The organism is Citreimonas salinaria (assembly GCF_900107235.1).
Taxonomy (GTDB): domain Bacteria; phylum Pseudomonadota; class Alphaproteobacteria; order Rhodobacterales; family Rhodobacteraceae; genus Citreimonas; species Citreimonas salinaria.
Map to the genome: position 1 here is coordinate 12,155 of NZ_FNPF01000022.1, position 13,270 is coordinate 25,424.

At 60.4% G+C, this 13,270-nt stretch carries 11 protein-coding genes; 8 read left to right on the plus strand and 3 right to left on the minus strand.

Going from position 1 to position 13,270, the window contains the following annotated elements:
- Window positions 1–15 precede the first annotated feature (15 nt).
- From BLW27_RS18465 to BLW27_RS18485, 5 genes are read left to right on the plus strand one after another with little or no spacing between them, the layout of a single operon-like run.
- Complete coding sequence (locus BLW27_RS18465) at window positions 16–1,734, plus strand: N-6 DNA methylase (RefSeq protein WP_089885805.1); 1,719 nt, start codon at window positions 16–18, stop codon at window positions 1,732–1,734.
- Window positions 1,731–3,866 carry a type I restriction-modification system subunit M gene (locus BLW27_RS18470; RefSeq protein WP_218141157.1) on the plus strand — a complete coding sequence of 712 codons (2,136 nt, stop codon included), beginning with the start codon at window positions 1,731–1,733 and terminating at the stop codon, window positions 3,864–3,866. Before BLW27_RS18465 ends, BLW27_RS18470 begins: the two co-directional genes overlap by 4 nt.
- Window positions 3,863–5,104 (plus strand): restriction endonuclease subunit S, encoded by a 1,242-nt coding sequence (locus BLW27_RS18475; protein ID WP_089885811.1) that lies wholly within the window; start codon window positions 3,863–3,865, stop codon window positions 5,102–5,104. The genes BLW27_RS18470 and BLW27_RS18475 overlap by 4 nt, the downstream gene beginning before the upstream one ends.
- The gene (locus BLW27_RS18480; RefSeq protein WP_089885815.1) at window positions 5,101–5,493 is read left to right on the plus strand and encodes a hypothetical protein; all 393 of its coding nucleotides are present in this window, start codon (window positions 5,101–5,103) and stop codon (window positions 5,491–5,493) included. The genes BLW27_RS18475 and BLW27_RS18480 overlap by 4 nt, the downstream gene beginning before the upstream one ends.
- 38 nt (window positions 5,494–5,531) lie before the next feature.
- Window positions 5,532–8,540: a type I restriction endonuclease subunit R gene (locus tag BLW27_RS18485; RefSeq protein WP_089885818.1), complete on the plus strand. Its 3,009-nt coding sequence runs from the start codon at window positions 5,532–5,534 to the stop codon at window positions 8,538–8,540.
- An 82-nt stretch (window positions 8,541–8,622) separates the two neighbouring features.
- On the opposite strand, the gene BLW27_RS18490 is transcribed toward BLW27_RS18485, so the two are convergent.
- Window positions 8,623–8,904: a type II toxin-antitoxin system RelE/ParE family toxin gene (locus tag BLW27_RS18490; RefSeq protein WP_089885821.1), complete on the minus strand. Its 282-nt coding sequence runs from the start codon at window positions 8,902–8,904 to the stop codon at window positions 8,623–8,625.
- The gene (locus BLW27_RS18495; RefSeq protein ID WP_089885824.1) at window positions 8,901–9,185 is read right to left on the minus strand and encodes a CopG family ribbon-helix-helix protein; all 285 of its coding nucleotides are present in this window, start codon (window positions 9,183–9,185) and stop codon (window positions 8,901–8,903) included. The genes BLW27_RS18490 and BLW27_RS18495 overlap by 4 nt, the downstream gene beginning before the upstream one ends.
- Before the next feature lie 916 nt (window positions 9,186–10,101).
- Between BLW27_RS18495 and BLW27_RS18500 the strand changes: the two genes are divergently transcribed.
- The gene (locus BLW27_RS18500) at window positions 10,102–11,763 is read left to right on the plus strand and encodes a hypothetical protein (protein ID WP_218141158.1); all 1,662 of its coding nucleotides are present in this window, start codon (window positions 10,102–10,104) and stop codon (window positions 11,761–11,763) included.
- A 60-nt stretch (window positions 11,764–11,823) separates the two neighbouring features.
- Here the strand turns inward: BLW27_RS18500 and BLW27_RS20930 are convergent, their stop codons facing one another.
- Window positions 11,824–12,120: a hypothetical protein gene (locus BLW27_RS20930; RefSeq protein ID WP_143042356.1), complete on the minus strand. Its 297-nt coding sequence runs from the start codon at window positions 12,118–12,120 to the stop codon at window positions 11,824–11,826.
- Here BLW27_RS20930 and BLW27_RS18505 point away from each other — a divergent pair.
- Both BLW27_RS18505 and BLW27_RS18510 read left to right on the plus strand, forming a co-directional pair.
- Window positions 12,104–12,490, plus strand: coding sequence for a hypothetical protein (locus BLW27_RS18505; protein WP_089885830.1), 387 nt, complete (start codon window positions 12,104–12,106; stop codon window positions 12,488–12,490). The genes BLW27_RS20930 and BLW27_RS18505 overlap by 17 nt on opposite strands.
- A 160-nt stretch (window positions 12,491–12,650) precedes the next feature.
- Window positions 12,651–13,214, plus strand: coding sequence for a hypothetical protein (locus BLW27_RS18510; RefSeq protein WP_089885833.1), 564 nt, complete (start codon window positions 12,651–12,653; stop codon window positions 13,212–13,214).
- Window positions 13,215–13,270 lie beyond the last annotated feature (56 nt).

A 13,270-nucleotide genomic window follows, 5' to 3' on the forward strand; every position in this document is an offset into this window, starting at 1 on the left:
GGGGCTGAAACAGAAATGAAGTCACGATATCAAAACATTTGGCACGCTCTTGACGGCATCCGCGGGTATATCAGGCCCTCCGAGATGCCCGAAGCTCTCCTCATCGAGGCGTCCCAATCTCTCGGAATGCAACAAGACACTTCCGACCCGAGGTTTACCGCTTGGGAGAACGTGTTTGGGACCGAAGCATACCGGTCTCTGAAAGAGGCGCGGTCGCTCTTTCTTTCCTTGCCCGTACCGGAACGGCTCTCTGCCTTCGATGAAATGATGAGTATCTATCGGTCAGATACAGGTTTCTCCTGGATCGGGCATCAGGCCGCAAAGCGCATCGTTGAGCTGGCAGACGACCCCGATGCCGCCCGCTGCGCATTTGCGAGTTCCCTTCATCCAGCCCTGCTGTTGGCGATGAATGGAACGAGTGTGCGCTTCGAAGACATCAATCACGACGTGTGCAACCTCGCGAGAATGATGGCGGTCGTTCTGGAGGTTCATCTTCAAGTGGTCCCGGCCGATCCGTTCGCCAGAATCGATGAAGAAACCAATGACGCAGAAATCATCATGGCGCCTTTCGGGTACAAGATTCCCTCAACGTCCGATCTTCCCAAGAAGACCCTGGAAATTCTCGGAGACGATGGCCGATCTCGGCGCCTTAGCAGTGAGGCTGTGGCACTCGCCGACGCTCAAGTGTCCACATCCAAACTCGTGATCGTTTCCGTTGCCGACGGTGCCATGTTTCGGGGTGTCGGTGTCGAGCCCATTGCCAGGGAAGCTCTCGTGGAATCCGGCCGGCTCCGGGCCATTCTTGCGGTTCCGGGAGGGATGATCTTCCAGAACACCGGCGTTGCCAGCGACATCCTCATTCTGAGTTCAGAGTGGGATACCAAACTCAAGGTTCGCTTCGTCGATCTGAGCGCACCTCGGTTTGCCGGGAAGACCGTCCGCGGTCGTCCCGAGATAAAGTCAGACACCTCTTGGCTCAAAGCCATCGTGGCCCCCGTTCTGGAAAGCAGCGCCTCGGCGATGGATGTTCCGATCTCCGACATTCGGGCGAAGGATTACATCCTGAGCTTGGATCGATATCTCGTTCCACCCGCAGTCGCCGACCTGGAGTGCTTTCTATCCGAAAGGGATACTCTTCCGCTTCACGAGGCCGTCGAACTCATCCGTCCGTTGTCTCTCGGTCAAGGCGATGACGGCGACTTCAAGATACGTGAAGCATCTCCTGCAGACATCGGAGAGCGCGGTTACCTTCCGTTGCCCAAGAAAGAGATCTCCATCGAGCGAGCGCAACTCAGGAAGGCCCGCAATCAGAGGCTAATGCCGGGAGATGTTCTCTTGTCAGTCAAGGGAACCGTTGGCTCGGTCGCCTTGGTGCCTGAAGAAGCTTCCGTGGATGGGGAAAGCCATTTCTGGACAGCTGGGCAGTCGTTCATGATCCTCCGCCCCAAGCAGGGAAGAATTTCAGGCATCGCCTTACTCGAATACTTCTCGAATCCTTCCGTGAAGACCGCATTGAGGTCCCTTGCTGCGGGCGCGGCCATCCAAACGATCTCCATCAAGGACCTCAAGGAGTTCCGTGTTCCCGTCCCCTCGACCGAGGAAGAGGACGAGATCGAGGCGGCATTCCGGGACCGTCAGGCCCGCTTGGCCGAGGTTCGCACCATCCTCAAGGGCATCGAGCAGGCCCGGGATGCCTCATGGCCTCATCGGGAACTTCAGGGTGCGCAAGCATGAGCGCGTCGCACCACGACGATGGTCCTGGGAAATCTCGTTCGGCCACAGGAATCCGGACCAATATCCAGAACAGCCGCGAGATCTTACGCCACAAAACCTCCAGGGACACCATGAGCAACCAGAAAACAACGAACCTCAGCGCCTTCATCTGGTCAATCGCGGAGCTCCTCCGGGGAGATGCGAAACCCTCCGAATACGCGAAAATCATCCTGCCATTCGTGGTCCTTCGCCGGCTGGACTGCGTGCTTGCACCCACCAAGGACGCGGTCATCGAGGCGGCCGAGAATCTGTCCGACGATCTCGACGACGAGATGCGAGACCGGATGCTCACCAGCATCGTCGGACCCCGGGCCAAGATCTACAACCGCAGCCGCTTCACCTTCGAGGCCCTGCGCGGCCAGGACGCCGAGCAGCTGCGCGAGAACCTGATGGATTACATCACGAAGTTCTCGACCAATGCCCGCGACATCTTCATCGACAAGTTCGACTTCCCAGCTCAACTGAAGGCCCTCGAGGAAGCCGGCATCCTCTACCTGGTGTTCGAGCGATTCTGTCAGATCGACCTGCACCCGGACACCATCTCGAACATCGAGATGGGGCAGCTCTTCGAGGACCTGATCCGCCGCTTCAATGAGAACTCCGCGGCCGACAACGGTGACTATTTCACGCCTCGGGAAGTCATCCGGCTGATGGTCGAGCTGCTGCTGGCCTACGATCACGAAGCCCTCTCTGGATCGGGAGTGATCCGCACGATCTACGATCCGACGATCGGCACGGGCGGCATGGCCTCGATCGGCGAGGAAGAGATGCGCGCGCTTAACGAGAAGATCCGCGTGAACATCTTCGGCCAGGAGATGATCAAGGAGAGCTACGCGATCTGCAAATCCGACATGCTGATCACGGGCCACGATCCTGAGAACATCGCCTTCGGAAACACGCTCACCGACGACGCCTTCCCGACCCACAAGTTCCACTACATGCTGTCCAATCCGCCCTACGGCGTCGACTGGAAGAAGTCCAAGGACAAAGTCACCGAAGAGCACGAAACCCAGGGGATGGACGGCCGCTTCGGAGCCGGACTGCCAAGCATTTCTGACGGGCAGCTCCTGTTCGTCCAGCATATGGTATCCAAGATGCGACCGGACGAGCAAGGATCACGCATCGGTATCGTCATGAACGGCTCGCCGCTATTCTCTGGCGGTGCAGGGTCCGGCGAGAGCGAGATCCGCCGCTGGCTTCTGGAGAATGATCTCATCGAGGCGATCATCGCCCTGCCCACTGACATCTTCTACAACACCGGCATTCAGACCTACGTCTGGCTACTGTCGAACAAGAAGATCGAAGGCCGCCGAGGTAAGGTCCAACTCATCGACGCAAGCGGCGAGCGCTTTTGGAGTCCCACGCGCCGAAGCCTGGGCGCGAAGCGACGTGAGATCCCCGAAGAGGCACGCCAAGAGGTTGTGTCGATCTACCATGACATGCTGAACGGCGGATCGGATCACTCCGAAGTCTCCAAGATCTTCGACACAACCGCATTCGGCTTCCGCAAGATTCGGGTGGAGCGCCCGCTGCGCCTACGGTTCGATGTGACTGAAGAGACCATGGCTGCCCTCACAGCTGCGAAGCCCGTGGAGAAGCTCGACCAGGACGCCCGCGAGGGCTTGCTGGCTGCGGTGGAAGCGGCTTGCGCTGATGCGCCGATCATGGATCGCGTCGTGTTCCGAAAGTCCCTGCGTGCGGCCTTGAAAACGGCCAGCATCAAGATCGGCGCACCGATGCAGAAAGCTATCGAGGCAGCGATCGGGACACCCGATGAGGACGCGGCGATCTGCCTCGACAAGGACGGCAAACCCGAGCCCGATCCGCATCTGCGCGATTTCGAACTCGTGCCGTTGGCCGAGGACTGGCGCGACTATGTCGCCCGCGAGGTCACGCCCTTCGTGCCCGATGCCTGGGTCGACGAGACCTATCGCGACGACAAGGATGGTGAAGTCGGCCGCGTCGGCTACGAGATCAACTTCAACCGCTACTTCTATAGCTACGCCCCGCCGCGTCCGGTGGCGGAAATCGACGACGACTTGAAATCGCTCGAAGCTGAGATCGCAGGGCTGTTGGCGGAGGTAGTGGAATGAAGCGGACACGACTTCGGTGGCTGGCGAAAAACCTTGACTATCTGCGCATTCCGTTAAACGCGACGGAACGTGCTGAGCGCCAGGGAGATGTCCCCTATTGGGGAGCCAACAGAATCGTCGACCACGTCGACACGGCTCTTCTGGATGAAAGGGTAGTTCTTGTTGGCGAAGATGGCGCGCCGTTTTTTGACCGCACCAAGGATGTCGCCTTTGTTTCGGATGGTCCAATTTGGCCCAACAACCACATTCACATCTTAAAGCCGAACCCCCGAATGTTGGAGGATCGCTTCCTTGCTTATTTTCTGAACCACGTCGAATACGCCTGGTATATCAACGGTTCCACCCGCGACAAGCTTACGCAAGCTCAGCTTGGAAATATTGAGGTGTTATATCCTGACCTCGACTCCCAGAAAGCCATTGCCGATTTCCTCGACCGCGAGACCGCCAGGATTGATGCGCTGGTAGAGAAGCGAAATGCATTCAATGCGCTACTCGATGAAGTCGCGAGATCCTTGATCGCCGACGCCATCAATGGAAGATTGATCGAGTCGCAAGAGCGCCAAGATGCTGCTTGGTTGGGCACAGTTCCAAAAACTTGGGACATGAGGCGCATGCGCTTCATATATCGGGAGCGGGTTGGCCGAAGTGAAACCGGCGAGGAAGAGCTTCTCTCGGCTTCACACCTCACCGGCGTGACGAAGCGTTCAGAAAAAGAAGTCAACATGTTCTTGGCCGAAAGCAACGTTGGCTACAAAAAGGTCATGCGTAATGACTTGGTGGTCAACACGATGTGGGCATGGATGGGCGCCATGGGAATCAGCCCCGAGGAGGGTATCATCAGCCCATCGTATGGTGTCTATCGACCAATTGATCAGAGACTGTCTCCAGAATTCGCTGATCTTGTCGTTCGTTCCCCGCAGTTCACTGCCGAGGCAACTCGACGCAGCAAAGGGATCCATTCTTCGCGCCTTCGTCTTTATACTGACGCTCTCTATGACATAGTCTTTCCGGTGCCGCCGCTTGATGATCAGACACGCCTTGTCGAACAGTTGGCGCGTAGACGGTCTCGAGAAAATGCTCTGAGGGAGAAGAACGAACAGGCAATTGCGCTGTTGCAAGAACTCCGCGCCTCCCTGATCACTGCCGCCGTCACGGGCCAGATCGACCCAGCCACCTATCGGCGCAATAGCACAACGGACCGGGCGCTGGACCGGATCGCCGAGGAGATGACGCAGTGAGCACAGTAATTGCCGACCTAAAAGACGCGGTTCGCGCGACCCTGCGCGCGGACTTCGAGCCCATCCCCTCGGTCCGCGCCAACAGCGGCAAGGTCCACCTGGAAGTCTGGCGCAGCCGCGGCAAGCGCCGCGCCGTCGGCGTGGAGCTCGGCCATGACACTCAGGTGAATTTTTGGGTGGTCCGTCCTTTCGGATTGCCGAAAACCTTGCCCGCCAGCGTGGAGCGCGTCGACAAGCAGCCCAAGGGGCGCCTCTGGACGGATGCTGAGGGCAAGGGGGCGAACAGCAATCTCAGTGCCTACGAAGAATTCCGCGGCAATCCGATCGCTCGCCTCGAGGTCCGCAGCATCGAGGATGCCCACGTGATCCTTGATCACCTGCGCGGCTGACCAAGTCCATTTGAACCAGAGACATTGACGAAATCGCCATGACAACAAAGCCCAAGTCCTTCACAGCCGAGAAGCTGCACACCGAACAGGTGGTCGAGCGGCATATCGTCGATCAGCTCGTTGCCACCCAAGGCTACGACGAGCGTCCGTCAGACGCATTCGACAAGACACTCGGGCTCGACCGGGAGGTCGTGGTCGCCTTCATCAAGGGCACGCAACCCGAAGTCTGGAGGACACTGGAAGGGCAATATCCGGGCGCCGCCGAAGGCGAATTCTTCCGCAATCTTGAGGTGGCCCTGAAAGGGCGCGGCACGCTCGAGGTCCTGCGTGAGGGCTTCAAGATCGTGCCGAACATGCACTTCCGGTTGATGTTCCCGCGCCCGGCGTCGTCACTCAACCCCGATCTGGTTCGCGCCTGGCAAGGCAATCGCCTTACCGTGATGACCCAGGTCGTCTATTCCAAGCGTCACGGCAACGCGATCGACATCGTTCTCTTCCTGAACGGCATTCCCGTCGCGACCCTGGAGGTGAAGAACACCCTCACCGGCCAGACATTCCGTCATGCCGAAACCCAGTATAGGAAGGATCGCTCGCCGGCCGGGGAGCCGCTTCTCACCTTCAAGCGAGGGGCTCTGGTGCACTTCGCTCTCGATCAGGAGCACGTCTCGATGACGACGCGCCTGATGAACGGGAAGACGCGCTTCCTGCCTTTCAACCGCGGTCGCGATGGCGGCGCCGGCAACCCGGACATCGAGGGCGATTTCGCCATCGGCTACCTCTACGCCGACCAACCCGAAGGGAAGGCCATATTCGGGCGCGAGGTCTGGATCGACCTCATGTCGAAGTTCATCCACCTCGACAAATCGGACGGGAAACAGAAGATGCTGTTCCCGCGGTTCCAGCAGCTGGACTGCGTGCGAAAGACACTGGCGCATGCCCGCACCAACGGCCCCGGGCACAACTATCTCGAACAGCACTCTGCCGGGTCCGGGAAGTCGAACACCATCGCCTGGTTGGCCCATCAGGCTATCAATCTGCACGACGATCAGGACAAGCCGATCTTCGACACCGCGATCATCATCACTGACCGCCTCGTTCTGGACCGACAGCTGCAGGCCACGGTCGCCAGCTTCGAGAAGACGCCCGGGCTGGTGAAGAAGATCGGCGGGACGTCCCGTGACCTCAAGGCGGCCATCGAAGCTGGTGCCCGGATCATCATCACCACCATCCAAAAGTTCGGGACCGAACACCTTGCGAAGCTCTCCGGAGTGAACACGAGGCGTTTCGCGATCATCATCGACGAAGCTCACAGCTCCCAGTCCGGCAAGGCGAATGCCGACATGGTGCGCTCGCTGACGCGCTCCAGCGAGGACGTCGAGGATGTCATCCTGGAATATCAGCGCGCCCGGGGACCCCAGCCGAACATCTCGTTCTTCGCCTTCACTGCCACACCAAGGCCGGTGACGCTGGAGCGCTTCGGTCGCATCGGCCCGGACGGCACTCCGCAAGCCTTCCATCTCTACTCGATGCGCCAGGCCGTCGAGGAGGGCTTCATCCTCGATGTCTTGCAGAACTACACGACCTACCAGGCCTACTTTCAGCTCGAGAAGACCATCGAGGACGACCCTGCCCTGCGCACGCGGGACGGTCAGCGACGGGTCGCCCGCTTCGCCCGCCTCCACCCGACCAACATCGCCCAGAAGGTCGAGGTCATCGTCGAGCACTTCCGCCGGCACGTGATGCACGAGCTCGGCGGCGAGGCGAAGGCCATGGTGGTGACGGAAAGCCGCGAACATGCCTTGCGCTACTGGCAAGGCTTGAAAGGCTACATCGAAAAGCAGGGATACACCGACATGAGGGCCCTGGTGGCCTTTTCGGGTGATCTCGAGGTCGACGGCCAGACCTGGACCGAGGAGGCCGCCAACGGGTTCTCCGAAGGAGAGCTCCCGAAGCGGTTCAACGGGATCAAGCCGGACGGGACCCCCTACGACGTGCAATACCAGGTGCTCGTGGTCGCGGAAAAGTATCAGACTGGTTTCGATCAGCCGAAGCTCTGCGCCATGTATGTCGACAAGAAGCTGGATGGCCTGCAGGCCGTTCAGACGCTGGCCCGGTTGAACCGGACACATCCCGGGAAGGAACGGACCTTCATCCTCGACTTCCGGAACAGCGTGGAGGACATCCGCACGGCCTTCGCTCCGTTCTACGAGGCGACCCTGCTCGAGGAACGGACGAACCTCAGCCAGATCTACACGCTCGAGGCCCAGCTGCACGCCTCTCCCGCCATCGACATGACAGAGATCGGCGAGTTCGCTCAGGGCTTCTTCGTCGGCCGAGATCTGACCAGTGCCGAACGGACAAGGCTTGAAGCCATCGTGAGACGCGCCCGGGACCGGTTCCTGCTTGCCGACGACGAGGCGGCGACCGAGGAGTTCCGGCAGCTCGCGAAGAGCTACATGCGGTTCTATGCCTTCGTCAGCCAAGTCATCCCGCTCGAGGACTCGAGCCTGGAGGGCCTCTATGTCTATCTCGACTGGCTGGTGCGCCTTCTGCCCTCTCGGGCAGTCCCTGCGCAGATCGAGATCACCGACGACATGCTGCGTCTCGAGGCCTACCGGATCGAAAAGACCGATGAAGGATCCGCGTCCCTCTCAGCCGGAGAGGGAACCAGGATGCAGCCGATCGTGGAGTTCGGCGCGAGCCCATACACCGAGGAGGAAGAGAGGTCGCTCTCGCAGATCGTCTCGGCGTTCAACGACCGGCATGGCACAACCTTCTCGCGGGAGGACTTCCTGCGCTTGGAGCAGGTGAACCGCGAGATCCTCGAGGACGAGGATCTGCGCGAGATGATCCTCAACAATCCCGAAGATGTGGTGCGGCCCGAGTTCGCGAACCTGTTCATGGGCGCCATGATCCGCATGTTCCAGCGCGACACAGAGATGAAGAGCGCCGTCATGACCGACAACGAAGCTCGCGAGATGGCCATCCGGCACTTCTTCAGGACAGCTCGCCGTCAGGTCTTCGAGGAGGCACAGGATCGCTCCTGAGGTTCGAAAGGCCTCCTGGGGAGGCCGGCCCCTAACGGCAAATGTTGAAAGCGGCGCTCCACTTGGCGCCGCCTGTACTTCACTAATAACCTGTGCCTTGCCTGGTATCCCAGAGGCGCAGGATCTCAATTTGAGTCGATGTCACGCGGTAAATGAGCGTGAACGGTGTCCGAGGGATCGACAGCTCGCGCACGTTCTCCCGAGCATCACTTCGGTGACCGGCAAAAGGATTGGCCGCCAGCGTCTTCTGGATAGCTTTCAAGTGAGTCCGGGCCTTCGCGCTGCCTTCAGGGAAGACTGAACGGTAGTAGTAGCGGAACCATTGGATGTCCTGCGCCGTATCTTCGAGGAATACGATCTTCATGCGCTGTTGGGCGTGATGTCCACTTTCGGGGCGGAGAGCTCGTCCTCAGTGTCCCAGGAATCGATCCAGTCATTCATCGCCTCGGCGGAAATGAACTCGCCCTGGTCTGCCTGTTCCAGAGCGGCCTCAATGGCTGCGCGCTTTGCAGCCTTGGCTTCCAGCATCGCGCGAATGGCGCGTACCGCAAGCTGGGCGGGCGGTCGATCTTCGATCTCCGCCTCGCGCTCCAGCGATTGCCTTAGCGCGTCGTCAAGACGAATTGAGTAAGGTGAGGAGCCCAAAGATAAGTCCTTTCGCCCACGTTGTCATACAATGTAATACGGCACCGAGCAGGACGCAAGATGCTACGAGAGACGTGCCCGAAGATTTCTTCGACACTTGGAACCCTGAACCGGCCAATCCACCGCTGAGCAAACAGCGGGTGTGTCAACATCTGCCGTCAGGGGCTGGCCTGGGGAGGGGCCTTCTCTCCCCTTTCTGGCGCCCAACTACGCGAATCGATGGACTGAGATCGAGAGGGCAGCGGACGTGATTCGGGGCGATCGCAGCACCTGAGCCGCCTCAAGGCGCACCCAACGCCCCTCATCCCAACCCGCAAGCAACTTTTCCCACACGAAAAAAAACGCCTCCCAACCCGCCGGCTGGGAGGTCTGCTGTGGTCTTCGGTGGCGCACCCTGAAAGACCGGCGAGCCCGATTTTCCAACCCCATGAAATTTCGGGGCACGGAAGAACGGCTATATATGCCTCTGAGAGCCCTCAAAGATCAATATATAGGCACCCATCCCAACTTAAGCGCATCGTCCGAGCTCCAAGACGTTTTGAAATAATGGCCCCACAGGAATCGTCACCACAAGGGAAGCAGCCACTGCCCCGGAAATTTTCAAGTTGATCGGTCCACTGCTGCGCGCCGCAGCAGACCGCTCCCCTCGACATCTCCGAGACAGCAACCACCGTGTTTCCCGCGCAAAGAGACGCGAGACCTTTTGCGCGCACGTCTGCGAGCATGTGCCGTGACCGGTCCCGCCAGGTCCCGCTCAAGCCTTCGACCCCGCTGCGCGCCGCAGAGCCTTGACCGTCACGATCCCTGCCGAGTGCACCCGACACAGTGAGTAAATGGATCGCCGCTCGGCGGGCCAAAAGCGATCGGTCGAATTTTCTTCGACGAAGCTGCCACTATCCTCAGATCCAGGACAAGCATGCCGCTCCGCGGCTCTTTCAGGAGGATTCAAGATTCTCTTGATTCAGGGGCAAATTCGCCCCGGCAAATCAATACCTTAAAGACCCTTCTGGCGCAATTTCCCCGCATTCTGACGCAGGAAACCCGCGAAATGACGAGATTTCCCCGCGCCTTGTCGCAATCTCCCCGCGAGATGACGACATTTCCCTGCGTGGAAATTTTTGCCAAGCGCCGCCGTCTGACGCGGAGTTCGGAAGCGAAAGCGGTCACGGCCGGCGTCCCATGTCCGGGTTCTTGCGAACCCGGACACACGGCGCGCCACGGCCGTCGAACCATCACGGTCATTGTCTGTGGTCGCGAACACTTCTGCCCGCGCGTCCTGCGGCGCAGCAGGAACCTCATGCCGTGGACACCACGAGCGGCCACAGGGCTTCCGGAGAAAAATTCGGCATCGGAGACATTTCCCAGCCCAATTGCTTCTGCCGCCCGTGAAACGACCAATCTTCCGTGTATGGACATCAATCGCACCTACGAGGCCCTGACCTCCCCGACCCCGCCAACGCACCTTTTGCCTGCCGGCCCTCCGTTCGCGACCGCGAGCGCCCTCGCCCTCCTGATCCGGATCGAAGGCGTTCCCTTGCTGGCGCTCTCCTATTCGGCAAAGGACCTCGAGACGCGGTTTCCGCATGTAATGGTTCCCGCCTGCGCCCGAAAGGTCTTCAAGCTGGAGCTGTCCCGTTACCGGGCCTGGCGGCGGACGCTCTTCGACTTGTATCTGCTTGAGACCGGTTCACTCGCGGACCGAGACGTGATTGCCGGTTTGAAGCGCATCGCCCGCCTCCAATTCGGAGGACGCATCGTCGAGAAACTCAACATACTGCGTCATGCCCTACCGGATAAGATGGAGATCAAAGAACTCTCCTCCGCCAGCGCCCTTCAGATCGACCAGCGCCTTGCGGGCGATATACGCCCACCGTTTCGGGCGGCCCTCGCGCTTCTCGACCGACTACAGGACGCGCCACTCGCTGCCGGGTCGCGACATCTGCTTCCAACAGGGATCATCGGGCGGCTGCCGGCCCCGAGTGGACATCTCTACCATGCCCCTCTTCCGCCGCTGCTCGGCGCGGTATACTCGGAGGCCCCTCCCCTGCTCCGGGCAGCCGTGCCCTTCGTTTACCGGCTTTCCCTCATCACAGGTATCATTTCGCCCGACCAGGATCCGTCGCTCGACGCGTTTGCGAGGACGTGCCTGGCGCTGTGGGGAGTCGATCCGGCCGATCATGGGTTTCGGCGGCCGTCGCAGGTCGCCCTGAAGGCGTATATCCGGAACATCGGGCACTCCGTGGAGACTCCCTTCGGCGCGCCAAGACGGAAACAGCCAGAATTCGTGGATGCCTGGTCAGACCTGCGCGAACAGATGCGAGCGCACGGCAAGGACGCGGTGATCCAACGAACATGGGGCGTGTCCAGATATGCGATTCTGAACGAGCTGTCGCCTGCCCAACTTACAGCGGAATGGGTCCACGAGACCATGCACTCGCTTGCGGGTCACGACCGCAACGCGTTTCGCAGCGGGATCTTCGTCCTGAACGATCTGATCGAGGACGTGAGTTTTCCGGATGACGTTCTGCCGCCAGAGGTCATCGGACTGGTGCGGGAAAGAAAACAGCCGCAACCATGACCTCCGCGGTCGGCAATCCGGGCCTCGAAACGGGTTGGTGATGCCGGCAGACGCCCCGCATCACGATCGAAACCGCCGTGTCAGATCGGCGCGCCGGTAGCCCTGCCGCAAGCCCCTTTCGGGAGCAGGAATGTGCACGAAGACACCTGAACTTTTTTCTTCGTCATTGCCGGAGCCGGCCAATGTCATCTTCGAACAGGACAGGAACCCAGCCGAGAAGTTCTCCAGTCGGGCCCGATACCCGGAACTCTTGACGGTCGTGTCGGCATCCTTGCCGTCGCATCCCGGAAGCGACCATCGAGCAGAAAATGCTCCCGGAGCCCACAAATGGAGACCATCCATGAACTCGATTGTCATTTCACGCGTCCCAGACGTCACAGACGAGACTCTTCTGCATGCTGCGTTGTCGCGGCTGGGGTCCTACCTGGACTACGAATCCGGCTCTCTCGAAGCCCTCCTGACGCTCACCGGGAACGAGGCTGCAATCAACGACATCGAGGCGCTGCATGCGCTGCATCTCGACCAGGATGCGACTGCGGCCGATATCCGTCAGCTTCTGATGCAGGCACAGACATCGCTCGTGCGCCTCCTGGGCGTCGTAGGACCGATCCTCCTCCACGCGACAGTCTTCGAGCGGAGCCCATCGGATTTCGACGCCTGGCTGCGCTGGTCCGGTGCGCGCCTGCGGGATATCTCCGCGACCCTGTCACGTGCCCTCGTGGACTGACACGAACGACGTGGTGGCTCCGGAGACACCGGTTCTTCGGATTGGCAGACCTTGCGAGAGCCCCGCGAAGCCGCTGCATCGCGATCGCGTAGCCGAGCCTTCATTCCATTTTCTGATCTGATCCTCAGGGACCCATCTCCTCGAAAAGGAGATGGGTCCCATGCCATTCGAACTCTTCCGCGCGCCGATCATCCCGGCCAGTCCCGCCGGTCTCTCGACCGACGAACTGCGGCGCTACCTGGGGGTCGGCCGGAACAACGTCGCCGCCATCGCGCGTCGCTTTGGCCTCGAGAACCTGCACGGCATCTATCCCGAAAGCGTTGTCTGGCGTCAGCTGTTCGGGCTGGGACCAGGTGACGATGCGGCGCTGGCGGCGCTGCGCGAGCCACTCGCGGACATCGCCTGGGTATCCCGGGCAACGGGCGTGCCGCAGTCAACGATACGCGGCCATCTCCGTTCGGGTCATTGGCGATACGACGGCGGCGTGCAGCTCGGCGACACGCACAACGATGCTTTCCCGCGACTGCGCCGCTGGATACCGACCGTGATCCGGAGCCGACGGTGCGGCTCGCCTCTTCCGATTTTCGCCAGCATCCCCCCGCTCCCGGCCAATCCTGTGGGCGACGAAGCGCGGGCCGAACTCGCCCGCACGACGACCGACGAGCAGCCGCCCGATGACGTGTTTGCCGCGCTTTTGGCGGATCCCGCACCCGCCTCCCGATAACGCCGGAAATAACACCCCCCTGGCTGTTTGCGGCGTCGGTAAACTCCCCGGTTTTT